Origin of the sequence: Flavobacterium circumlabens (assembly GCF_004345565.1) — a bacterium.
Classification (GTDB): Bacteria; Bacteroidota; Bacteroidia; order Flavobacteriales; family Flavobacteriaceae; genus Flavobacterium; species Flavobacterium circumlabens.
The window spans coordinates 1-24,562 of record NZ_SLWA01000005.1; the positions used below are offsets into that span (position 1 = coordinate 1).

The 24,562-nt window shown below is 34.3% G+C and carries 23 protein-coding genes and 1 tRNA gene; 11 read left to right on the forward strand and 13 right to left on the reverse strand.

All coding sequences use genetic code 11. The features are described 5' to 3' along the window. Window positions 1–618 precede the first annotated feature (618 nt). The 4 genes from EV142_RS12725 to EV142_RS12740 form a co-directional block, all read right to left on the reverse strand. Window positions 619–3,006, reverse strand: coding sequence for a TonB-dependent receptor domain-containing protein (locus EV142_RS12725; protein ID WP_132036283.1), 2,388 nt, complete (start codon window positions 3,004–3,006; stop codon window positions 619–621). A gap of 149 nt (window positions 3,007–3,155) precedes the next feature. Next, complete coding sequence (locus EV142_RS12730; protein WP_132036284.1) at window positions 3,156–4,304, reverse strand: helix-turn-helix domain-containing protein; 1,149 nt, start codon at window positions 4,302–4,304, stop codon at window positions 3,156–3,158. A 118-nt stretch (window positions 4,305–4,422) separates the two neighbouring features. Further along, window positions 4,423–4,821, reverse strand: a complete 399-nt coding sequence (locus EV142_RS12735) for a VOC family protein (protein ID WP_132036285.1) — start codon at window positions 4,819–4,821, stop codon at window positions 4,423–4,425. Window positions 4,822–4,937: 116 nt separating this feature from the next. Continuing rightward, window positions 4,938–5,387, reverse strand: a complete 450-nt coding sequence (locus EV142_RS12740; protein WP_238698713.1) for a GNAT family N-acetyltransferase — start codon at window positions 5,385–5,387, stop codon at window positions 4,938–4,940. 409 nt (window positions 5,388–5,796) lie between these two features. On the opposite strand from EV142_RS12740, the gene EV142_RS12745 reads away from it, so the two are divergent. From EV142_RS12745 to EV142_RS12760, 4 genes are all read left to right on the forward strand, one after another. Next, the gene (locus tag EV142_RS12745; protein ID WP_132036286.1) at window positions 5,797–6,513 is read left to right on the forward strand and encodes a DUF3667 domain-containing protein; all 717 of its coding nucleotides are present in this window, start codon (window positions 5,797–5,799) and stop codon (window positions 6,511–6,513) included. Window positions 6,514–6,517: 4 nt separating this feature from the next. Beyond that, window positions 6,518–6,709, forward strand: coding sequence for a hypothetical protein (locus EV142_RS12750; RefSeq protein ID WP_132036287.1), 192 nt, complete (start codon window positions 6,518–6,520; stop codon window positions 6,707–6,709). Window positions 6,710–7,097: 388 nt separating this feature from the next. Continuing rightward, a complete protein-coding gene (locus EV142_RS12755; protein ID WP_132036288.1) occupies window positions 7,098–8,387 on the forward strand; it encodes a M20 metallopeptidase family protein in 1,290 nt (429 codons plus the stop codon). Window positions 8,388–8,695: 308 nt separating this feature from the next. Next, entirely contained in the window at window positions 8,696–9,610 is a 915-nt protein-coding gene (locus EV142_RS12760) for a Wzz/FepE/Etk N-terminal domain-containing protein (protein WP_132036289.1), read from the forward strand. Window positions 9,611–9,635: 25 nt separating this feature from the next. Here the strand turns inward: EV142_RS12760 and EV142_RS12765 are convergent, their stop codons facing one another. The 4 genes from EV142_RS12765 to EV142_RS12780 form a co-directional block, all read right to left on the reverse strand. Further along, a complete protein-coding gene (locus EV142_RS12765; RefSeq protein ID WP_132036290.1) occupies window positions 9,636–10,316 on the reverse strand; it encodes a transmembrane-type terpene cyclase in 681 nt (226 codons plus the stop codon). A gap of 1 nt (window position 10,317) precedes the next feature. After that, window positions 10,318–11,301, reverse strand: a complete 984-nt coding sequence (locus tag EV142_RS12770) for a UbiA family prenyltransferase (RefSeq protein WP_132036291.1) — start codon at window positions 11,299–11,301, stop codon at window positions 10,318–10,320. Continuing rightward, on the reverse strand, window positions 11,301–12,272 hold the full coding sequence (locus tag EV142_RS12775) for a glycosyltransferase family 2 protein (protein WP_132036292.1): 972 nt from the start codon (window positions 12,270–12,272) through the stop codon (window positions 11,301–11,303). The genes EV142_RS12770 and EV142_RS12775 overlap by 1 nt, the downstream gene beginning before the upstream one ends. A gap of 311 nt (window positions 12,273–12,583) precedes the next feature. Further along, window positions 12,584–12,937: a winged helix-turn-helix transcriptional regulator gene (locus tag EV142_RS12780; RefSeq protein ID WP_164502530.1), complete on the reverse strand. Its 354-nt coding sequence runs from the start codon at window positions 12,935–12,937 to the stop codon at window positions 12,584–12,586. A 109-nt stretch (window positions 12,938–13,046) separates the two neighbouring features. Here EV142_RS12780 and EV142_RS12785 point away from each other — a divergent pair, with 109 nt between their 5' ends. The 3 genes from EV142_RS12785 to EV142_RS24685 all read left to right on the forward strand — a co-directional run bounded on the left by EV142_RS12785 (window position 13,047) and on the right by EV142_RS24685 (window position 15,493). Beyond that, window positions 13,047–13,802 (forward strand): SDR family NAD(P)-dependent oxidoreductase, encoded by a 756-nt coding sequence (locus EV142_RS12785; RefSeq protein WP_132036293.1) that lies wholly within the window; start codon window positions 13,047–13,049, stop codon window positions 13,800–13,802. A 32-nt stretch (window positions 13,803–13,834) separates the two neighbouring features. Next, window positions 13,835–14,605: an SDR family oxidoreductase gene (locus EV142_RS12790; RefSeq protein ID WP_132036294.1), complete on the forward strand. Its 771-nt coding sequence runs from the start codon at window positions 13,835–13,837 to the stop codon at window positions 14,603–14,605. A gap of 609 nt (window positions 14,606–15,214) precedes the next feature. Next, a complete protein-coding gene (locus tag EV142_RS24685) occupies window positions 15,215–15,493 on the forward strand; it encodes a GNAT family N-acetyltransferase (protein ID WP_132036620.1) in 279 nt (92 codons plus the stop codon). Between the two features lie 79 nt (window positions 15,494–15,572). Here the strand turns inward: EV142_RS24685 and EV142_RS12800 are convergent. Together EV142_RS12800 and EV142_RS12805 are read right to left on the reverse strand one after the other, a co-directional pair. Continuing rightward, window positions 15,573–15,647 (reverse strand) — tRNA-Val (locus EV142_RS12800). 179 nt (window positions 15,648–15,826) lie between these two features. Next, on the reverse strand, window positions 15,827–17,053 hold the full coding sequence (locus EV142_RS12805) for a bifunctional folylpolyglutamate synthase/dihydrofolate synthase (protein WP_132036295.1): 1,227 nt from the start codon (window positions 17,051–17,053) through the stop codon (window positions 15,827–15,829). Window positions 17,054–17,183: 130 nt separating this feature from the next. On the opposite strand from EV142_RS12805, the gene EV142_RS12810 reads away from it, so the two are divergent. Together EV142_RS12810 and EV142_RS12815 are read left to right on the forward strand one after the other, a co-directional pair. Further along, a complete protein-coding gene (locus EV142_RS12810) occupies window positions 17,184–17,879 on the forward strand; it encodes a MotA/TolQ/ExbB proton channel family protein (RefSeq protein WP_127338580.1) in 696 nt (231 codons plus the stop codon). 3 nt (window positions 17,880–17,882) lie between these two features. Beyond that, window positions 17,883–18,278, forward strand: a complete 396-nt coding sequence (locus EV142_RS12815) for an ExbD/TolR family protein (RefSeq protein WP_127338579.1) — start codon at window positions 17,883–17,885, stop codon at window positions 18,276–18,278. Window positions 18,279–18,588: 310 nt separating this feature from the next. Here EV142_RS12815 and EV142_RS12820 read toward each other — a convergent pair whose 3' ends face one another. From EV142_RS12820 to EV142_RS12830, 3 genes are all read right to left on the reverse strand, one after another. Continuing rightward, window positions 18,589–19,494, reverse strand: a complete 906-nt coding sequence (locus EV142_RS12820; RefSeq protein WP_132036296.1) for an energy transducer TonB — start codon at window positions 19,492–19,494, stop codon at window positions 18,589–18,591. A gap of 678 nt (window positions 19,495–20,172) precedes the next feature. Continuing rightward, window positions 20,173–21,399, reverse strand: coding sequence for a Glu/Leu/Phe/Val dehydrogenase dimerization domain-containing protein (locus EV142_RS12825; protein ID WP_132036297.1), 1,227 nt, complete (start codon window positions 21,397–21,399; stop codon window positions 20,173–20,175). Between the two features lie 145 nt (window positions 21,400–21,544). Then, complete coding sequence (locus EV142_RS12830; RefSeq protein ID WP_132036298.1) at window positions 21,545–22,120, reverse strand: chalcone isomerase family protein; 576 nt, start codon at window positions 22,118–22,120, stop codon at window positions 21,545–21,547. Window positions 22,121–22,559: 439 nt separating this feature from the next. Between EV142_RS12830 and EV142_RS12835 the strand changes: the two genes are divergently transcribed. Beyond that, entirely contained in the window at window positions 22,560–23,702 is a 1,143-nt protein-coding gene (locus EV142_RS12835; protein WP_072960457.1) for an acyl-CoA dehydrogenase, read from the forward strand. A 110-nt stretch (window positions 23,703–23,812) separates the two neighbouring features. Then, window positions 23,813–24,490 carry a Crp/Fnr family transcriptional regulator gene (locus tag EV142_RS12840; protein ID WP_132036299.1) on the forward strand — a complete coding sequence of 226 codons (678 nt, stop codon included), beginning with the start codon at window positions 23,813–23,815 and terminating at the stop codon, window positions 24,488–24,490. The last annotated feature ends 72 nt before the right edge of the window (window positions 24,491–24,562 follow it).

Here is a 24,562-nt window from a genome sequence, read left to right on the forward strand (position 1 = left end):
GCCTTTCTTTTTAAAATCCTCATCATGTATTTGATGGGGATTTTTTTGTTTTATATTGAGTCGTGGAATTTAACCGCAAAGCCCGCAAAGGAGTTCTTGAATGGTATTAAAGCGCAAGGGACGCAAGGCTGGAGGGATTCTTTTGGAAACAAGATCTCAAATTACCCTTAAAGTGCGTTAGGGATCGCAGCGATATCCTTTTGCGGCAACTTAAATCTCCCAAAGCCCCCAAACCAATCCCGCAAAAGATTTAGTGAAGAGCCCGACCCACTGGGAAACGCCTATAAACAATAACTGAGGATATGATGGAGATAGATTGTGTCGAATTACGATCCTTTGGGTTTAGACCAGTGAAAAGCGAATAGGATATTTACTCAGAATGTACTAATCTAGCGACCTGTAAGATCTTAATTAAAACTATTCGCTAAAAAGCTAGTTCCTTCAAAGTTTTTAGTTGTAAATGTAGTGTAATTATTCAATTGAATACTAAAGGTGAAAATATCAAATTAACAGCTGCTGCGGCTGGAATTCAGGGTCTGGGAAGGGATATAAAAGTAAAACAATGTATAAAATGACAAAAAAAAAACTCCACTTTTAAAAGTGAAGCTTTTTTTTCTTTTATTTACCCAATCTTCTTTTCTCTTCTTCATTTCCGAAATCTCTTTGTTTAACGCTTATTTTAGTATTTCCGAAATTGTAAATTACAGAAAATCTAAAAAAACGACTGCTTTCATTCTGGCTGTAAACCTGTTTTATGCCATTCACTACAGAAACAAAATCTTTTAAATAAGCGGTATTGAATATATCATTGGCCAGAAAGGCAATCTGCATGCTTTTCTTAAAGAGATTTTGTTTTAAGGCAATATTCAAACCTGACATATAGCCTACAGTATATAATCCGCTTTTTACGGGAGAACTATAGGTGTAATCTACCTGTAATTTCGTTGCTTCGCCTAATGAAAAAGTATTGCTGGTAGAAAAATCAAGCTGAAGACCGTTGGTCGGAGTAGCATTGATTCCTGAAGTAAACGTCGTTTTCGAACCCAACAGATATAAAGTATTTTCTGTAGACCACCAATTCGTAATTTCAGCGGTATAACTTTCTCCGAAACCATAATTGATTCCTTTATAATAATTTTCTCTGGTGACCACCTGTGTATTCGTTGCCGGATCTGAAGTGAAGATTACACCATAACCATCGGTAATAGTATTTATGAAAAAACTGGTTCGTAAAACTTCTTTATAAGAATGTGATACTTCAAAATTATTACTAAACGAAGGTTTTAAGAATGGATTCCCCTCAGAATAGCTGTTACTGTTGATGTACGTGCGGAACGGATTTAATAAGTCAAAACGGGGTCTGTTGATTCTTTTTCCATAATTGAAGTTAAAACTGTTATTCTCGTTCTTTTTGTAAGTAAGATAAAAGGTTGGAAATAACTTAAAATAGTTATTTTTGATCTCCTGATTTAAATTCGCTGAATATCCATTGGTTTGTGTGTTTTCGGCTCTTAATCCTAATTGAAGATTAAATTTATCATTGAATTTCTTATTTCCGCTGACGTAAATTGCCTGATTGTTTTCTTGGTATTCAAATTCATTAGATTGATTCAGGTCTACTACGGGAGTTCCGCTCCTGTTGTCGTAAGACAACAGACTGCTTTCGCTTTTTGTAAAACTTACTTTAGCGCCATAAGACAAATTCACAAATTCAAGCGGATGTTCCATATCGGCTTTTACACTTCTGTTGTCAATATTCTGATTAGAAATATTTCTTCCGTATTGATCCAGACTTATAAAAATCATGTCCGGTGTATATTTTCTTGTGGTGAAATCACGATCGAATTTAGAATCGTAATTGAAATAATCAACATCTACTGAAAATTTTCGATTCAACGTATCTAATTTGGTCAGCAAGTGAAAATTGTAGGTTTGATTACCTGAATTTTTGTTGTTGAAACCATCATTCAAAACAATGCTGTTCATCTTGTTTTCAGTATCATAATTCTTAATGATAATGTCTGATTTGAAATTTGGGTTTTTACGATCGTTCAGATACTGAAAACCAACTGTAGTACGTTCAGAGATATCATAATCTAAAGCCAATTTTCCCGAAAGATTGTCTTCGTTGATTTTTGATTGTGCATTCATATGCTGTAACCCGTCAGGGAAATATAGTTTTAAATTTTCATCAGCATTTCTATAGCCTGATTTTGCATTTGCACTCATACTAAATCGAAATTTGTTTTTGTTGTAAAAGAAGTTGTTTCGCAGCGTATAATTACCATATTTGTTTTGATCGTAAGAAAGCGTGGTAGTATTCTTCCAGGAATCCCGTGTTCCTTTTTTTAAGTTGATATTAATAAGTCCGCCAGTGCCATTTGCGTCATATTTTGCTGGCGGATTAGTTATAATTTCGATGTTTTTGATGTCATTTGCCGAAATTGATTTCAGGAAACCATTTAGTTCTTCACCTGACAACTCCACAATACGGCCATCGATCATGACACGAGAGGAACCTTTTCCTAATATATTGATGGTATTGTTTTGTACGACTACTCCGGGAGCTGTATTGATCGCGCTAAGGGCATCGCCTCCGGTGGTTGAAACATTATTTTCAACATTATAAATCAGGCGGTCAATTTTTTGTTCGATGGTTCTTTTTTTTGTGGTAATAACAACTTCATCCAGGTTATTTGTCTTTTTAGTCAGGAGAATTAAACCCAGATCAATGTCTTTTTCAATAAGAATATCCTTTTCCCAATTCATTAAACCTTGCGGGCTTATCTTTATTTTGTAAAATCCTTTACTGATAGTGATTTCAAAAGTACCATCTTCTTTACTGGCAGTTCCGTCAACGATTTTTCCTTCCGGAGAGAAGACTACAATATTTTCCCAAGGTAATGCAGCGGTTTCGTCTGTTATTTTTCCTTTTAATTGGAATGTTGATTGCGCTAAACAAAATAATGGCAACAGTAAAAAAATAAAGAGGTTTGCTTTTTTCATGATTTCTAATTTTAAGCTTGTGATTAATTTGAGACAAAGTTGCTTTAGAAATATCCGGCAGGCGACCGATAAAAAAAAGTCGAACCAATTTCATCTCTAGAAATTGGTTCGACTTTTATGGCTGTGGAGTACGACTTTTTACAAACGGCTTATAAAGAGCTGTTTCTGTATGCAGTTGGGGTGAGTTCCGTGTATTTTTTGAAAGAAGTATTAAAAGATGATTTTGAGTTAAAACCCACTTCATATAAGATTTCTAAAATTGTAAGATCTTTTTTGGCCTGGTTTTTTAAAATTCCCATGGCTTTTTGAATGCGGTATTCATTCACAAAATCAAAAAAATGCTGATTCATATGATGATTGATCAAAACCGACAGCTCACGAACTGGTATGTTAATCTGATTTGAAAGTTGCTGAATGGTAAGGGAAGGATCAAGATACGGTTCCTGGGCGGTCATGTATTGTGTTAAGCTTTCGATTTGAGAAGCGATAACAGGATTTGCACTATTGTTGACTTCAGCCGAAATCTTGTCTGATTTGGGAAGAATATCTTTTGCCAGTTCTAATTTCGAGTTGATGCCTCTAAAAAGTTCAGGGTAATTCAGTGCCTTTAAAACAAACCAGCAGGTAATGCATAAGGCAAACAATCCTACGAATACATTTGCCCAAAGAAATATATCATGGAAAGCCGTATAACGCAGTAAATTTTTGGTGGCTACAATGCTGTGTGCCGCAAAAAAGACAATGGTCATTTGCATGAGCCATTTATAGGTCGAAGTGCTGGCATTAGCATAATTTTCAAGATAGACTTCTCTGTACTTTTTGAGAATCAGTAAGACACTTATGATGTAGAATACGTACTGAATTTCGACTATAAGCTGGAAAGAATACATTTCCGGCATTTTATTATGAACTTCAAAAACACGGCTTTTTTCGATACCATCGGCCAGATAGAATCTCGGAGTTAAAATTAAATTGACCAGTATAAATGGAATCGTATGCAGTAAATGTTTTGCCTTTAATTTAAAGTCAGTATAACAAACCGATAAAACGTAGAGATAAAACAAAGGCATGCCGAGTAGAGAAGTGGTCCATCTGAAAATCTCTAAATTTAAGTGGCTGCTGATAAAATCGAAAATAAAGAAACCACTGAGGTCAATTGCTGATAAAATAAGAAAAGCGGCAAATAATCGGTTAGCCTGTTTATTGCTTGTCTTTATGGTAAGTAAGAAAAAAGCAAGAAGCAGCGAAACAGAAATACCAATGGCAGCCACAATACTTAAAAATACCAATCTATTCATTGCTGTTTTTTTATCAAAAATAAGGTTTAATTGAAGAAAAACTACAATGGAAGTAAATTTGTTGCTTTCACTGAAAAGGAAGTATTGACGGCTTCTTTAAATAGTAATTGGTTTTTTATTACATGCCCGGCCAATACAAAACATTAAACTTATGGCCATCCGGATCCGCAAAGCAAAAGGTATAACCCTGTTCGTAATTTTGAGGTTCAGAGAAAACGCTTCCGCCGGCTTCAATAACTTTTTCGCGCCAGCCGTCAACTTCTTCTCTGGTGGTTGCAGAAAGTGAAAAGATAACTTCACTTTGTGTTTTCCAGTGTCCGATTGCGCCATTGATATCCGTTTCCAATTTTGATCTTTTAAAGAAATTGATAATGAATTTGTCTTTGCCAAAGTTGAAACTTGCATTCTCATCCGAACTGTATTTGTTGTTCGATTCAAATCCCAGTTTGGTATAGAATTCATATGTCGCTTTTAGATCGTCTGAGGCTAAATTTCCCCATATCATTTTAGGTTCCATGTTTCGAAATTTTGAATTAATAGAAAGTAAAAGTATGATTTTTAATGGTTTGCGTTGTTATGTTTAAATTAGGGAATATTCCGTTTTTATCAGGTTAAAAGTTCTCTCTTTACTTCTTAATTATTTTTTGTAAACCTCCGGATTGAAAAGTTCCATATAAATTTCCGGTTTGGGTAATGGAGTAAAACCATATTTTTATATAACCAGTCCGCGGTTGAAGTTAGTAAAATCCAGCGTCTTAAACCTTGCAGATTGGGATGCGTCATCACACTTTCCATTAGTTTTTTCGAAAGGCCCTGTCCACGATAAGCGTCCAAAACATAAATGTCGCCTAAATAGGCAATCGTAGAAAAGTCAGATATAACCCTGGCAAAACCTATTTGTTTGCTGTTGTGGAAAATCCCAAAATTCAGGGAATTATCGATGGACGTTTTTACTTTTTCAAATGGAATATTATCGCTCCAGCCTGAATCTTTCGACAGAAAATCATGAATGGCTACAAGATCCAGTTTTGTTTTGTCTGTTGTAATAAAGAACTCTCCAAATGTTTCTTCAGTGTTTTCCATTTCAATCAATTTAGATTTGTAGTGAACTTGTTTCTACGGTTGGATTAACGGTTATTTTACGAATTGAGTAATAAACAAAAATACAATTTTTCAGTTAAGTACTAAATTTGGATGATTTGCAGGTTTTGGTAGTATTACTTATCTTTTTGTCTGTTTTTTTTATAGAAGATTTAAACAATTTAAATAAACCAATTCTGAGCAAACATTTCTGTTTCGATTTAAAAAAAGTTATTAAATTGTAGTAAAAATATTTCTTATATTCGCTTTAGGAAAAGTAATCTTATTTCTTAAAAACCGATTATAAAAAGTTGATATTGTGTTATTTTACAACTTGAATTTGTAGGTTATTGGCGATTTTATAATAAAAAACGTAAATAAAGAATTTTACAAAATTACTAGAATTAAACAAATGAATTGTAAAAATTGTAATGCAGAAGCAACTCAGAATTACTGTCCGGAGTGTGGGCAGCCAATGAGTTTAAAAAGAATTGACAGACATTATATAACGCACGAAATCGAACATGTTTTGCATTTTGAAAGAGGTATTCTCTATACCATAAGAGAATTAATCACCAGACCGGGAGAAAATATAAAACAATTTCTCCTGGAAAACAGAAGTCGACTTGTAAAACCTATTATTTTTATAATTATAACTTCTTTGATTTATTCATTTGTAAATCATTTTTTCCATATTGAAGACGGCTACTTAAAACCGGACGAAAGTAGTACATCAACTGTAGGTGTAATTTTTAAATGGTCCCAGAATCATTATGGTTATGCGAATATAATAGAAGGGGTATTTATTGCGATCTGGACAAAGATTTTCTTTAGAAAGTACGGTTACAATTTTTTTGAGATTCTAATTCTGCTCTGTTTCGTAACCGGAATTGGTATGCTGATTTTTACAGTTTTCGCCCTACTCGAGGGTTTGACAAAAATTAACTTATTACAAATTGCAACTATTGCAAGTTTAGCTTATTGCAGTTGGGCTATTGGACAATTTTTTGACAAAAATAAACCAATGAGTTATGTGAAGGCCTTTGCAGCCTATCTGTTGGGAATGATAACTTTGGTAATTCTTGCTATTGTAATAGGAATACTAATTGACACACTTATTAAACATTAAAATTATGGAAAATAGAAAACCAGTATCCTTTACTCTTTTAGTTGTAGCAATCATTTTAGGGGTAACATTGTTTAAGCAATTCGACTTTAAAACGCTAAGATTTGAGCAGCCGGCCCTGGCAGTTATTTACCTGATTGTCTTTGTAGTTTGTGTTTACTTTCTAATAAAAAGACCCAAAAATCAATCTGAAAAATAAAAAAACTGTCAGTGACTGATTTTTTTTGAAAAATAGATTCCTGTCTTTTACATAAGTTCAATTATAAAAACCTCTCAGAAACGGGAGGTTTTTTTGAGCTCTTGCCAGGATAGCAGGAATAATTAGGAGAGATGGGTGTTTTATGATGGTCCTTGCAATTCATTTTATTCAGGATTTGAAGAAAATTTCTATAAGATTAAGTTGGGCAGTTTTTCTTTTCAATTTGGAAAAGTTTATAACTGATAGCAAAAATATTTTTTACATTCGCTTGCAGGAAAATAATTTATGTTGAAAAGTTAGCCAGAACAAGGGATATTGATATTATTTAATTGCTGCTATACATAAGTTAGCTGACATCTGGAAGAAAAACTCTCAAAAAAAAATTTAAATGAAAAATCATTTTTTATTATCGTTACTTTTTATAATTCTGGTTATTTGTCAACCGCAGCTTGTTAGCGGCCAGCAAAAGAATGCAATTTCAACTGCTGAATCTATTAGATTAGAGACTGACAGAATTTTTGAAAAATTAGTTAAATTTAGAAGAGACTTTCATGAAAATCCTGAATTAGCAGGCAAGGAAAAACAAACCCAGGAAACTATCAAACAATATTTGTTGGGTTTAGGACTTCAGGTTAAGACCGATAGCTATGGATACGGTGTTGTAGGCATTTTAAAAGGAGGTAAAAAAGGGAAGAGAATTGCCTGGAGAGCCGAGATGGACGCTCTTCCAAATGATTTTCCTGATAAAGCTGATTTCAAATCTACTGTAAAAGGTGTACAGCACGGATGCGGTCACGATGTTCACATGGCAATTGCATTAGGAATTGCTGAAGTACTTGCAAAAAATAAAAGTGCCTTGCATGGCACAGTCTATTTTATTTTTCAGCCTGAAGAAGAAACATTTATTGGAGCAAAAAATATGATTGCCAAAGGTTTGCTTTCCCAAATTAATCCTGACGAAATTTATGCATTACACGTAACAGCATTGCCAGTGGGGCAGATAATGGTTAAAACAAATGAAATGTTTGCCTATCAAAAAAGAGTACGGATTCAGCTTAAAGATGAATTATCTAATGGCGAAGCAAAAGAACTGACAAAAAAAATACACCACTTTTTATCTCGTGCCAGTACTGGCAGTAAGCCCTGGGAAATACAGCAGATCAGTGATCCCAACATCGGACTGATGAACTCCAATACAATTTTCAAAGATTACCTCATAATGGATGAGAATTTTATCACGTATTCTAAAAACGGAGCATTTTTTTTAGAAGCATATTTGTATGAGGCAGATTCCTCTAAACTGGAAGCCATTATACCTAAAATTAAACAAGTAATAGAATCAAGCGGTTATACCGACAAATTGCTTTCTGTTTCCTATATACAGGAAAACCCGACAATCCTTAATGACGAAAAGTTAACGAACATCGCAGTTAAAACTCTTGATAATATTTATGGAAAAGGTTTCGTGGTTATGGATTATGGCCAGGTTCCTTTTTTTAATGATGATTTTGCCTATTTTCAACAAAAGATTCCCGGAGTTTACTTTTTTCTTGGAGGTTCTAACATTCAAAAAGGCATTACTGCAATGAATCACGCTCCAAATTTTGAGGTTGATGAAGAGTGTATAAAAACAGGAGTCAAAAGCTTTTCCTTCTTAATTCTTGAAAGACTAGAATGAAGTGAAAACAAAAACCGGCTGCTTTATGAAATGTTTTTGTGAAAAGATATTATAAAGTCTCTAGCCGTTATAATGGTAACTATTGGCAAAACAGGTTTAAGAAATTATAACAAGAATATTGGGGTTCGTACCAAGTAAAAACTTGATATAATAATACTAATATTTCAAAAAAAATCATAACTCTTAGAAATAGCAATAATTTTTAATCATCTTTGACTTATTTATATCACTTTACTTTGAGTAAAATATAGTATCAAACATTTACAGAATTTTCATAGCAAAAATTAGATTTTTAATATAAAAAAAGTATGACACAAACTACCATAAAAGACAATGAATATATATCAATTTCCTTAAGCCCGTTATTCATTGTTTTAAAAAGGGAGTATAAAATTATTTTATCAGTTACTTCATTTTTTTTAATTATTGGAATTTTTTATCTCCTAAATGTTTCCAGGGAATATACGGCTACCAGTAAAATAATGCCTGAAGTCTCGTATAAAGCTTCCAATGGTATGGCAGGAATATATGACGTGTTAAAAAAATATAATAGCAATATTGATTTATACAATACCGAAATTACCAGTTCAGAACTTTATGCCGAAATTCTCAAAACAAATGACTTTTACGAATATATTCTTAAAAAGGAAGTAACCACAAATACTAATAAAAAAACAAGTTTTAAACTCTATTACGATTCTATTTTAGAAAATAAAAGTATCTTTTTTGGAAAAGGAAAATCATACTCTTCAACTAACATACAGGATATTCAAAAAAGAATTGCAATAAGTACTGCTAAAAAGAATAATCTTATTTTGGTCACGGTGAATCTTCCGGACCCTTCGGTTGCAGCAGATATTGCCAACTTTACAACTACATACCTGATAGATTATATTACCAAATACCGAACTGAAAAAGCCCGGCAAAAATTAAAGTTTATAGAGAATTTGCAGAAAGACGTTTCAAAAGATTCCGCTAAAAGCGAGGATTTAACAAAAGAAATTCAGGAAAATTTAATAGCATTAACGATACAAATGAAAATACAAATACAGGAAGATACACCTGTTTTTCAAATATTAGAAAAAGCACAGTCTTCTGTAAACAGCAGCGAACCTTCAGTACCTTCAACTCTTGCAATGTTTATTTTTGCAGGTTTGCTGGCGGGTGTTATCATTTCATTTTTAAAAAACGGTAATTATAAAATGCTGTTGAATTCGAATTAATTATTACAAGTAACAGATAAAAAAATTAAAATCTTTTCCATGGGTTCAGACCTTCTTTTATTAATTGTTTGTATAATAATTTTGCATAGTAAAGTTCAATAACCACGCTAACCGTAATAATTAATACTAAAAAAGGATTACTCCATTTATAATAAAAAGGATTAATGAAAAACTGAAGAATAAAGAAAAAATTACCTAAAAGCATAATGCTAATTATGATAAACGATTGACCTTGTGAGTTTCTTCTCTGAAAAAACATAGCTAACATACATGCCGGAGTAGCTAAAAGAATCAGCCATGCTGTCAAAACAGGTATTTCTGCCGAAGGAAAGTGATTTAAATATTGAGAAAAAAACTTATAACCCAAAAAGTTAATTAAAAAGCCAATCAAAAAAGCAAATACACTTATAAAATACCACTGTTTTTTTTCTAAGCCATAAAATTTATTAAAAGAGCTGTATCCGTATTTAAAATATGTATAAACAATACCCAGATCACAGAAAAACCAAAGTGCATTTGTAACCTGGGAATATAAATTGAGTGGAAAGCAAAAAGAAAAAACAAATTCCCAACCTAAATTTAAGGCAAGCGGTATAAGAGGCATACCATAGGTTTTGTCCTTTAACCCTCTGCGAGTGATAAGTACATAAGCAAAAATCCAAGAAAATACTCCCAATAATCCTAATAGTGCATTTATGTATTTCATTTTAATTTTTAATTTTTAAAAACTTCATTGCATTAAACAAAGTAGGTACATTAAATAAAATAATGGAAGCTACTAATAGTATTCCGTTTTGATGATTTTTAAAAGTGAGTAGTGCCAAAAGTGCAAAGGGAAGAATTGTGATATAAAAATCGAAAAATAAACTTCTGGACCTTTGATTTTGTAATGGTTTAAAAAAATAAAAATTTAGCTTAAGAATGATTTTAAAGACAACGACCAGCAAAACATAAATTAAAATCGGAAATACAAAAATTTTCCAGTCTATTGCCCACATAAATACCATAAAAGATATAATTTCTACAAACAAAATAAATCCCTGAAATAAATTTCCTGACAATTTAGATGTGCTGTTTACAAAAGTAGAAACGCCGGCTTTTATATCATTCTCATAATCGTCATATTGATGAATAATCAATGACCGCATCCCGAACGAAAATGTCATCCAAATACTTCCACTAATTATGAATACTAAATGATTCCCAATATCTCCTTTATACAAAAAAGAAAAAATAAAAAGTGAAGGGAAAAATTGAGAACCTAATCCGTCAAAAATGACACCCAGATATGTTTTTTCTTTTAAACGAAATTGTTTACAGGAATAGATGTAAAAACAAAACCAGCTTAGCCAATAAAATACTAAAGCATAAAAATTAGGAAATATAAAAAAAGAAAATAACATCCCTGCCAATATACTACTTCCCAAAACTAAAAATTGGCGATTTTTACCAAGATTTATCATTTTATTTTCTTTTCCTGCTACAGCATCATCTTCCTGGTCATAATAATTATTAATCAGACTCGCGAATACAGCTATACTTATTACACCAGATAAGAGAAACAAAATCAGAAAAATTTCTTGTCCAAAATCTTGTATATTTTCTTTGATAAAATACAAATAAATAAGCACCAAAAAAGGCGGCAATTTAAACCACCAGGTAGCTATTCTAATATGTTTAAAAAAATTCATCAGTTCTTAGAAATTGTAAATTGATGCCTTTTTCTGGTAATCTCTTTCTGAACTCCTTTTTTTACAGCTATTAGAAATAATTGCGGTTCTTTAACAAGGTGTGCTGCCAACTGTCTCATTTCTATTCCAATATTGCCTTTGCACAGCATTAAATAAGTTATTAATATTTTATTTTGAATAACTTTCAGATTAATAATGTCACGCTCATCATTGTCCAGATAAGAATTAAAGTTGTCGAGAATCAAATTCAAATCGTTAATATGTAATTTTCTAAAAGTTATTCCTTCCCTGCCATCACTTATATTTGTTTTGTCTCTGTTTTTTTTCCAAAAAACTTCATTAGTAAAACCAACGCGGCAGTTTAAATTTCTAAAAATCATTTCGAGTTGTAAAACCCAATCATCACCAATGTTTACCTGAGCATTCCATCCAAAAGTAATAGAAGATTTTTTGATGATTAAACCAGAGCTTGGTGCTATAGAATCAGTTAACAAAAGTTTTCGAAATTCAGTATAATCAAAATTATAAAAGCCTTTATTGGGAATATTTTTATGGTTTAAAAAGTTAGGAAAAATATTAACATGGTAATTATTAGAAAGATTGTGTTCCCAATTTGAAAAAAACATATCTAATTTATGTTCCAGCATGTATTCAATACTCTTTTCAAGATATTTAGTATGCCAAATGTCATCTGAATCAAGGGGAGCAATAATTTCTCCCCTGGCATATTGTAAACCCACATTTCGGGTATCAGATTGCCCGGTATGTTCTTTTTTGATGTATAGAATCTTGTTGCCAAAAGTCGAAACTATATTTTTTGTATCATCTGTAGAACCATCATCAACTATAATAATTTCAATATTTTTATAGGTTTGGTTTAGAGCGGCCTCAATTGTATCATGTAAAGAATAGTAACGGTTATAGGTAGGGATAATAACCGAAACAAGAGGAGAATTAGCAGAATTAATCAATTGAGATTATTTTTATTTTTAACAATTTATTTATTTTTAAAGGCACAAATCTAGTCAATTATTTAGATATCTAATGAAAATTATGTATTTATCAAAGAAATTTGAAATAAAAGACTCTTTAGCCTTAAAACAGTCAGTTTCAAGTGCTCATTGTTGTACAAAACAAGGTATTTCGGTTCATTTTAATTGAACTAATACTATGTCTAATCAAATGCTTAAATTATAAGCAGGGTTTAACAGCATACCAGACATGAGTGAAACATTCGGCTTTAAGAATACATGAAGAAAGGTGGGTACAGAATAAAAACAGATTATTCTTCTATTATTTTTTTTCGGTGCTCGATTCCCCAATCGGTCAGATTGTTAATTATAGTCTGAAGGGTTTTACCATGGTCTGTAAGTACATATTCAATACTTACTGGCTGAGTATCTAAAACGGTGCGTTTGATTAGTTTGTTGATTTCTAATTCTTTCAATTCCTTGCTCAGCATTTTGTTCGAGATACCCACTACATCGTTGAGAATATCAGAAAATCTTCTTTTGTTATAATAACAGATCGAGGAAATAATAGCTATTTTCCATTTTCCACTCAACACATCCATTGAATCCTGGACGGCCATCATCTCTTTTTTGTGCTTTTCTTTTTCGCGGTAGTTACAATCCATAAGAGGTTACTTTGTTACTTCAAGGTTACTGTTACTTTTAGTTACAAAGTTACTAAAAGAAATTAATGTGATCTACATTTGCATCTTTAATATTATAAAAAAGTATAAAATGAGTAAATTAAATAACAAAGTAGCCATAGTTACAGGCGCTTCAAAAGGAATCGGAGCTTCTATTGCCCAATATTTTGCAGCAGAGGGCGCAAAAGTGGTGGTAAACTATGCATCAAGTAAAGAAGATGCAGAGAAAGTAGTAAAAGCCATAACGTATAATGGAGGAATTGCTATTGCGGTACAGGCAGATGTATCTGTAGAAGCAGACGTGACAAAACTGTTTGAAGCAACAAAAAATGCTTTTGGAACATTGGATATTCTGGTAAATAATGCCGGTATTTATCAATATGCACCCATCGAAGAAGCCTTAGAGGAATCCTTTCACAGGCAATTTAATACCAACGTTTTGGGATCCCTGTTTTCCATTCAGGCTGCTCTGAAATTGTTTGGTGAAAAAGGAGGGAATATTATCAATATCAGTTCCGGTGCAAGTAATACACCGTTGCCAACAGGTGCCGTATATTCTGCTACCAAAGCAGCCTTAGATGCGATTACGATTTCTTTGTCGAAAGAATTTAGCGGAAGAAATATCCGTATCAATTCTATTTTACCGGGTGTAGTAGAAACAGAGGGTTCACATAGCGCCGGCTTTATTGGCAGTGATTTCGAAGCAAAATTGGTGGCCACTACACCACTTGGCCGTGCAGGACAGCCGGAAGATATTGCAAAAGTTGCCGTATTTCTTGCCTCTGATGACGCTGGGTGGATTACGGGAGAAAAAATTTCTGTTTCAGGAGGTATTTACGGAATATAAATTTCAGCTGTTAAAAAATTAAAACAAACAAAATGAGCAAACTAAAAAATAAAGTAACAGTAGTTACAGGCGGTAATAGCGGCATTGGATTCGGTATTGCGGAAGCATTCAGAAACGAAGGAGCTGTGGGTGCCATTACGGGAAGAAATGAGAAAACATTAAACGATGCTGTAGCAATCCTGGGTGCAGATTTTATAAGTATTGCGGGAGATGTCACGAATAGCAATGATCTGGAAAATACATTCAAAAAGACTTTCGATACATTCGGTAAAATCGATGTCTTGGTCGTAAATGCAGGAGGTGTTGTAGACGGTCAACAAATGGGTACCATAGATCAGGTGACAGAAGAAAATTATGACAGCTATATGAATCTTAATTTGAAAAGTGCCTATTTCACCGTACAAAAATCGCTTCCGTATTTAAATGACGGTGCATCGATCATATTAATCGGATCGAGTGCGGCTCATCGCGCGGCACCCGGTATGGCTATTTATGCAGCAGCAAAAGCAGCTATTTTAGCATTGGCCAAAGGTTTATCTCTGGATTTACTGCCAAGAAAAATAAGGGTGAATGCGCTGTCGCCGGGTTCTATTGACACACCTGTTTTCGGAAAACTTGTATCGGAGGAGCATCTGGAACAAGTCAAACAAATGTGGATAGACATTACGCCGGTAGGCAGACAAGGACTTCCGTCTGATATTGGGCATGCCGCTGTATTTTTAGCCTCAGATGATTCATCTTTTATAGTGGGTACAGAAATTCTTTCCGATGGCGGTCTTACCAATATCAGTTTAATGAAATAATTAATATGTTTTGTGGTTTTGCAATTTGTGTGGAAAGACGGAAATAAAATAGAAGCAATAAAAACTTTGTAAAGCGGGTTTTAAAATTTACAATAATTCTGAAGTTGTTGAAATAAATTTGTCAAATTATGTTTTTCCGTAATAAATAAATGTATTAATTATTGTTATTTGTTTTTAGATCGATTTGATCTTAACTTATAAACATATTATTATGGAAACAATCAGAGCTATTAAACCTGGTCCAAAACCAAAGACTGATGAAGGAAAAGATGACAGGAGACAACGAGTGACTCCTGACAATAAACCTAAACATCCTTCTCTCAAACCTCATGTCCATAAGCCTAAGGATTGAGATTAATTTAACAAAGTCATTTCATCATGGAATGGCTTTGCTGTTTTATTTCATAAAGTAAAAATGACTTGTAATGCAAATGGTAATTGATTTTTAATGAATGTTAGTTTAATGGTTTAGCTCCTAACTTTTGAATTAGTTCTAATTTCTTATATTCGTAAAAAAGTAAATCTAACTTATGATGAAATTTGGATAGATTAAGCAATCTTATTGTTTCTGTAAACTAGTTATAGTTATGAAATATTTAAAGTAAACTTATTGGTACAATTTGTCTTTTTGAGTTTTTAGGCGATTTCAAGAAATGTGAAATTGGTTATGAGCTTCTTACTGAATATCATGGTCAGGGAATTATGATCGAAGCCGCGGGTAAGGTTTTAGAATACGCAGTTAAGACACACGGACTAAAAACGATAGATGCACAAACGCATAAAGATAATTACAGTTCAGCTAAACTTCTTCAAAAATTAAATTTTAAGAAATTGGACGATGTCATCGAAAATAATCTAAATCTTATTTTATTTAGATTCACAACTTAATCAATCCGTATGCACAGCAGAAGTTACAAAAAATATAAAGGCATAAAAAAACTCCTTAATTTCTTAAGGAGTTTTTTTGTGGGCGATGAGGGGTTCGAACCCCCGACCCCCTCGGTGTAAACGAGGTGCTCTGAACCAGCTGAGCTAATCGCCCTATTTTACTAGGTTGCTATCGTTTCGTGATTGCGAGTGCAAATATACGTTAGTTTTTGAGTTCTGCAAAGAAAACACCGTAAAAATTTAAAGTTTTTTCGGGAATGTTTCTATCTCACTGGGGTTGAATTTATTATAAAACATATAAATTTCAACTTTTAGCAAGGATTTCGGCTTTGTTTAATTCAAAGGCAATTCGGCTACTACAAAAGTGCTTCCGCCCACATAAATAAAATCATTTTGGCCTGCGTTTTTCTTTGCTTCCAGAAAAGCAGCAATAACAGAATCGTATCGTTCTCCTTGTAAATCGTATTTTTTGGCGGCACTTTGCAAAATTTCGGTGCTCAGACCTCTCGAAGAATCCGGTCGGCAAAAATAGTATTGTGCCTTTTTAGGGAAAAGTGGTAAGATAGCATCCAGGTCTTTGTCGTTTACCACACCCAAAACAATATGCAGGTTATCGAAAGTTTCTTTCTGAAGCTGATTCATCACTACCGTCAGTCCGTGTTGGTTGTGTGCCGTGTCGCAAATTATTTTCGGATTTTCGCCCAACTGCTGCCATCTTCCTTGTAAACCGGTATTTTTTACAGTATTTAGTAAACCGCTTTTTAAATTATCAATCGAAACTTTAAAATCAGTTTGTGAGTTTAAAACAACAACAACCTGCTGAACAGTTTTTTTATTATGAAATTGATAATCGCCAAGCAAATCAGACGGAAAAACTCCGGAGATTAAATCGGCAGCAAAATAAATAGGTGCATTATTTTCTTCAGCTTTAGCTAAAAATACCGCTTCTGTTTCCTCCGTATATTCTCCAATTACAACGGGAACATTCGGCTTAATGATTCCGGCTTTTTCTCCTGCAATTGCAGTAGTGGTGTTTCCTAAAAATTGTGTATGATCTAAGTCGATATTCGTAATAACCGAAACGAGCGGAGTGATGATATTGGTAGCATCCAGACGTCCGCCCAGACCCACTTCAATAATGGCGATGTCTGTTTTTTCGGAAGCAAAATAATCGAAAGCCAGGCCCACCGACATTTCGAAAAAACTCATGTCATTAGACTCGAAGAAGTCTTTGTGTTTAGCGACGAATGCACAGACAAAATTTTCCGAAATTTCGGCGCCGTTTATTTTAATCCTTTCCCTGAAATCTTTGAGGTGTGGAGACGTATACAATCCGACTTTGTATCCCGATTCCTGTAAAACCGAAGCCAGCATATGAGAGGTCGAACCCTTACCGTTGGTTCCTGCCACATGTATGCATTTTAGCTGACGCTCGGGATTGCCGAGATGTGCCGCCAAAAGTGTAATGTTGGTTAAATCTTCTTTGTAGGCCGAAGCTCCCTGAAGCTGATACATGGGCAATTGGTTAAACATCCAATCTGTGGTCTCTTGATAGTTCATTTTATTTGATAAAGTAGTGTTGAATTGAAATAATTTCCCTTTTTTTTAGTTTAATACTACAATGAAAATTATCTTTAGTGCAAAATTGAAATATTTTTTAGAATTAATTATTAAAAACACGAATTAAAATATGTTTACCTTCCTTCAATTACAAGCAGATACTCTCGCAAACGCCGCATCTAACGTAGTAGTCGAAAAAATTGCTCCAAATACCGAAATCTCTGTTTTAGGATTTATCTTAAAAGGAGGTTTTTTTCTAATCCCGATTGCCCTTTTATTATTTTATACTTTTTATGTCATCATAGAACGTTATTTATACATCAGCAAAGCGTCTAAAATTGACGGCAGACTGATGCAGGACGTAGGCGATAAGCTGAATTCAGGAAATATTGAACTGGCCAGAACCATTGTGGAAAGAAGCAATACCGCTGCCGGAAATATCCTCAAAGAAGGCGTTTTAGTCATAGGAAGGCCAATTGCTGAAATCGAATCCAACATGGACCGTGCTGCTGATATTGAAATTGGTGAAATGGAAAGACGTCTGGGGCATCTTGGTCTTATTGCCGGTATCGCACCAACATTAGGTTTTATCGGAACTATTTCGGGAGTTATTAAAATTTTCTACAGCATTTCGGTTACAGAGAATATCAGTATTGGTAATATCTCGGGAGGTTTGTATGAAAAAATGATCAGTTCAGGATCCGGATTAATTGTGGGTATTATTGCGTATAGTGCCTATCACTTACTGAACGGAAAAATTGATGATTTTGCCTTGAAAATTCAAAAGCAAATATTAGAATTTGTCAATATAATTCAAAGAGCATAAGGTATGTCTATTAAAAGAAAAAGAAGATTTCATGCCGAGGTAGCGACTTCGTCGTTAAGTGATATTATGTTTTTCCTGCTGTTGTTTTTCTTAATTATCTCAACGCTGGCAAATCCTAATGTGATCAAGATGACTTTGCCGAAAGCCAAAGCCAATGAAAAAACAAATAAACAGCTGATCAGTCTGTCTGTGACGGAAGATAAAAAGTTTTACATCGACAAGGAACCGGTAGATTTTGAAAACCTGGAGACTTCGTTAATGTCAAAAATCGGTGACAACAAAGAACAAACGGTTGTAGTCAGAATTCCGTTTAATTTGCAGGTTCAGGATTTAGTAGATGTGCTGCAGATAGGAGTGAAGAACAATCTGAAGTTTGTGATTGCTACAAGTCCGAAGTAAGATTGATCAGTAGGGCGTGACCACAATAAAAAAATGGGCGAATCAGCATGATGTTGATTCGCCCATTTTTTTATTGCGGTCGGGCTATCCGCGCTACTTCGGTAGCCAGCTCCTATCCCTCACGCAAAAACAAAAACACAATCTTGTCATTTCGACGAAGGAGAAATCTTCACAAGTAGCTCCGCAACGAAAGTCCAATCTTTGTCGATCTTGCAACGAAGATTTCTCCTTCGTCGAAATGACAAAATGATCAATAAAAAAAGGCTTTCAGATGTACTGAAAGCCTTTTTTGTTATAATCGTTCTGTTTGCTAATCTGCATTCAGACTGAAATTGTAAATAATTTTCCCGACTTGTTTCGCAGGGGCATTGCTGTCAGCATCCCATTTGGTATTCATGGCAGCAATCTTGGCCTGGTCTAATAAACATCTGGCTAAATTGGTTGTTCCTTTTATGCCTGCGGTTGCGCTGATGGTTCTTCCGTTTTGGTCTACTGTGACTTCTACGACTACTTTTCCGGCTTCGTCACAGGTGTATTTTGGCGCAGGTTTAGACAATGCCTTTCGGTTTCCGAGAGAATAACCTGATCCGCCACCAGAACCTCCTCCGCTTCCGGCTCCGTAACCGCTTCCTGTACCAATTCCATTTCCGGTTCCGTTACCGCCGCCTGTTCCTCCTCCTGAACCACCACTTCCGTAGTAGCCGTTAGAGCCTAAGCTTCCGTTTGCTTTTCCTTTATTTCCGGCTGTTTTGTCATTACCGTCTCCTCCTTTGTTTGATCCTTTTAAAATGCTTGATAACGCATCATTGGTAGAATTGGAAACTTTTGGTTTCTCAGGAACAGGTTTTGTTACGGGTTTTTCAACCGGGGTATTTTTTTTTGGTTTTTCTTTTACGGGAATAACAACACTTTCTTCTGTGGATGTGTTTTCCTGGGTGATAATAGCTTCTTCAGGTGTTGCCTTTACAGGTGTTTGCCTGGCTTCGTTTTTTACATTCAAAACCTCACTTTTATAATTGGCTCCCGATCCTAAATCACTGTCTCCAAAATTTATGGTCACACCACCGCCACCGCCACCGGAAGCAAGTGCTGCATTGTTTTCCGGATTGTAAGGAGGCCAGAAACGAATAAAAAACAACAATAGTAAAATTACTGCGTAGATTACAGTCGAGATTAATAATGATTTCTTTTTATCGGAAGAACTGGCTGAGCTCATTTTGATTCTGAATTTTGGAATTGTATTAATAAACGTTTAAAAGTAGTAAAAATTGTTTAGAATCAAAGTGGGGTGGGAATTTAACCGCAAAGGACGCTAGGCATTGTGCAAAGTCCGCCAAGTTGTGATTTAATTTAATCGCTTCATTTTGTGGATATTTTTTTTACTCGCAGATTTGGAAGATTGAGCAGATTTTATTTCCTAAATAATTTTTTAAAATAGATCTGCTCAATCTTCCAAATCTGCAGGAAAGCTTAACTGCAAAGTTCGCTAAGCTGTTTGTATTTAATCTCGCAAAGACGCAGAGGCGCAAAGTTTTTTTAATCGTTTTTAATCTGTGTTTATATGTGGCAAAATTTTAATCCGCAAAGTTCGCTAAACTGTTTGTATTTAATCTAGCAAAGTCGCAAAGTTTTTCTTTTAGGTTTTTAAAATTGGCGTCTTTGTCACTTTGCGAGAAATATTCAATCGCTTTATTTTGTGGATATTTTTTTTGCTCGCAGATTGAGCAGATTTTATTTCCTAAATATTTTTTTTAAAATAGATCCGCTTAATCTACCAAATCTGCGGGAAAAATTTATCCCAGAGCTTGAAAAAATCATCATAAATCCTTAAATCTGTGGCAAAAAAAACGAGCCAGAAATGATCTGGCCCGTTTAGAAAAAATGTATAAAAAAATTATACTAACTGTTTCAGTGCAATTTCAAAAGCAGTTGCACTTATATTTGTTTTCGATTGATTCAGGGCATGTGCTTTGACAATCGCATTTTTTATAATCTCTGAAGTATCATTAAAAATAGCCTCATCTGTCATTTGTACTTTCTTCTCCATGAAATAAGCAAAAACTCTTGCCATCCCGCAGTTTGAAATGAAATCAGGAATCAAACTTACTTTGCTGTCTACTTCTTCCATAATAGAACCGAAGAAAATTTCTTTGTCTGCAAAAGGAACATTCGCCCCGCAGGAAATTACTTCCAGTCCGTTTTGAATTAAACTGTCGATTTGTGTTTGGGTTACCAGTCTGGAAGCGGCACAAGGTGTGAAAATTTCAGCGCCAATAGCCCAGATTTTAGAATTGATTTCTTCAAACGGAATCATGTTGTCAGCCACCAGTTTGTTTCCGTCTTTGTTTAAAAACAATGTTCTGATTTCTTCAAAAGAAAAACCCTCTTCTTTAATTAATCCACCATCACGGTCAATAATTCCGATTACTTTTGCACCCATTTCAGCCAGGTAAAATGCTGCGGCAGAGCCTACATTTCCAAAGCCCTGTACAATTGCTTTTTTACCTTTTATATCACCACCGTAAGTAGCATAAAAATGACGAACAGCTTCAGCAACACCGTAACCTGTAATCATATCGGCTACTGTATATTTGCGGGTAACATCAGGTGAGAATTTAGGGTTTTCGATTACTTTGATAACGCCCTGACGCAACTGACCAATTCTGTTGATTTTATCGGCTTCGGTTGGCTTAAAGTGTCCGTTGAAAACACCTTCCTGCGGATGCCAGACCCCGCATTCTTCCGTCATTGGGATTACTTCGTGAATTTCATCAACATTTAAATCTCCACCGGTTCCGTAATAACTTTTTAATAAAGGGGATACGGCTTTGTACCAACGTTGTAAAACTCCTTTTTTACGCGGGTCGTTAGGATCAAAATTAATTCCGGATTTAGCACCACCAATTGCAGGACCAGAAACAGAGAATTTAACTTCCATAGTTTTAGCCAGAGACAGAACTTCATTCATATCCAGACCTTTTCTCATTCTTGTTCCTCCACCAGCGGCTCCTCCACGAAGTGAATTAATTACTGTCCAACCTTCGGCTTCTGTTTCAGAATCTTTCCAGTTAAAAACAATTTCAGGTTCCTTATTTTCAAATTGCTGTAATAAATCTTTCATTTTGTTGTGATATGTTTATTTTGCGTAAAAGTATAAAATAGAATAATGCGAATAATGTATTTGGTATCAATTTTATTGAAACCCAAAAATAAAGCCGGAAAACACTATCGTTTCCGGCTTCATATTATATTAAAATTTAGGAATTTTATTTCCCCAATAAGTTTTCTTTTAAGGTTTGATCAACTGGTTTGTCTGAAAGCCATATGCCGAACAATGCTTTTTTGAAATCAAATCCCGGGATTTTTCCTTTCAAAACTTCATTTTTGTAAACATTGATGGTTTGGTCAAAAGGATTGTAGGCTAAAACAAATACATCTTTTTCTGTAATAGGATCACTTAAAAGTTTTTTGAAATCCTCAATTCTTGGACGTAATTCCTGAAGATTGCTTCCTGCTGATTTTTCAAAACCGGTATTCATGGCTTTAGTCAGTTTATTGGAAGAAACCATCGAAGATGTAATTTCTATACGAACTGCCATTTCGGTATCACTGTCAATAATAAATTGCGGGTCCTGACTTAATTGCGATAAATACAACGCCTGAACATACACTTCCAGCCACATTTTTGATCTTCCGCCAGCACCGTTAAGCTGCAAAGTTTTGTTTTGGAACTCAATTTTTCTGGGAACTGTAACACCATTAACTTCTAATGTATTTTGTGCAGAAACAGTCGAAAATTGTAGACTTAAAAGGAGTGTAAATGCTAGTAAAATCTTTTTCATACGCTATCAATAATTTATTTTTTTTAGGCAAAAATAATGTAATTTATAATTTTTGACTATTTAAAGTTAGTATTTTTTTTTAGTAAAACGTTTTTTTATTGCTGTTAGGCTATTCATAATCAAAATAGTAAGAGTTGTTTTACGTACATATACGTGTTTTTGTCTTTTTTGGTTTTTTTGAGATTATAATAATTTAAGGCATTTAGAAGATATCATTTTAAGCCATAATTTAACGCTTTAGTTTTAAAGAAAATGTTGTAAAATTGACGTTCATCAGACTAAAATTCAATATAATCACGAAAACGTTATCGTGATTCTTGATAATATCTTAAAATGATATGCGCGCATTGTTAATTCGCATTTAAAAATTATCTTTGGAAGCCTTTATTTAAGAAAAAAGACGGGCTTCAAAAAAAACAAAACAACAAAAACACAGAATATGGATTTCAATCTTACTGAAGAGCATTTAATGATTCAACAAGCCGCAAGAGATTTTGCTCAAAACGAATTGTTGCCGGGTGTTATCGAGCGTGACGAAAAGCAAATTTTTCCGACAGAGCAAGTAAAAAAAATGGGGCAACTGGGTTTCATGGGAATGATGGTTGATCCGAAATACGGCGGAAGTGGTCTGGATGCTATTTCTTATGTAATCGCTATGGAAGAAATTTCAAAAGTAGATGCGTCAGCTTCAGTAGTAATGTCTGTAAACAATTCATTGGTTTGCTGGGGATTACAGGAATTTGGAACAGAAGAGCAAAAACAAAAATATTTACCGGGCCTGGCTTCAGGTGAAATTCACGGCGCTTTTTGTTTAAGTGAGCCGGAAGCAGGTAGTGATGCGACTTCACAAAAAACTACTGCGGTTGATATGGGAGATCATTATATTGTAAATGGTACCAAAAACTGGATTACCAACGGTAACACAGCATCTGTTTATTTAGTAATTGCTCAGACACATCCGGAATTAAAACACAAGGGAATTAATGCCCTGATTATGACCAAAGATATGCCGGGCTTTTCTATCGGGCCGAAAGAGCAAAAAATGGGAATTCGTGGTTCAGATACCCACTCGTTAATGTTTAGCGATGTAAAAGTTCCTAAAGAAAACAGAATCGGTGAGGATGGTTTCGGATTTAAATTTGCAATGAAAACTTTAGCTGGAGGGCGTATTGGTATTGCTTCTCAGGCTTTAGGAATTGCTTCCGGAGCTTATGAACTGGCTTTGAAATATTCTAAAGAGCGTAAAGCTTTCGGAACAGAAATCTGCAATCATCAGGCGATTGCTTTTAAACTGGCGGATATGGCGGTAAATATCGAAGCAGCACGTCATTTATGTATGAAAGCGGCATGGGATAAAGACCAGCATAAAAATTATGATGTAAGTGGTGCAATGGCGAAGTTATTTGCTTCTCAGGTAGCAATGGATACGGCTGTTGAAGCAGTTCAGATTCACGGAGGAAATGGTTATGTGAAAGAATATCACGTAGAGCGTTTTATGCGTGATGCCAAGATTACCCAGATTTATGAGGGAACTTCCGAAATTCAGAAAATTGTAATTTCAAGATCCGTTATCGCAGGATAATTTCTTCTGAAATAATTATTATAAAAACCCTTTTGAAGTTTACTCTTCAAAAGGGTTTTGTTTTTAAGATGAAAATTTAATTACTTTTACAACAACTGAATTCGATTTTTATGTACGAAGATTTAAAATACTGGTATTTACGCGATCACAAATTGTTCCGCACGCTTAGTTTTGGGCAAATTAAACAATTGTGTATTATTACAGGTTTTAAAAAAGCATCGAAAGGAGAAATCATTTATTTTTCATCTTCTGATGTGCCCCGTATTTTTTTGCTTAAAAAAGGGAATATCAAAATTGTTGCCGTTGATGAAGACGGAAACGAAACCATAAAAGACATTATCCAGAAAGGGGATTTGTTTGGCGAACTGACTCTGGAAACAGACGATAAAGCCAATGAATATGCCAAAGTACTTTCTGATGATGTTGCGATTTGCAGTTTCCTAATGTCTGATTTTGAAGATTTATTACTGCGAAATCCAACATTGGCACTTTCGTATACGAAGTTTGTGGGTCTGAAAATGAAACGCATCAAAAACAGCTATGCCAATTTAATTTCTAAAGATGCCAAAACCAGATTGTATCAGTTCCTGAAAGACTGGGCAGAACAGGAAGGCGTCAGAAATGGCGATTCGGTTGTGATTGAAAATTATTTAACCCAAAATGATATTGCCCAGATTATCTGTACTTCAAGACAGACTGCCACTCAATTGCTGAATGAGATGGAAACCAATCATCTTTTAAGGTATACCAGAAAAGAGATTTTTATACCTAATATCACGCAATTATAAACTATTTTGCCTCAAGTGTAAATTAGCCGACAAATAGTTTTTTCATACCACAGTAGTTTTACATCATCATAA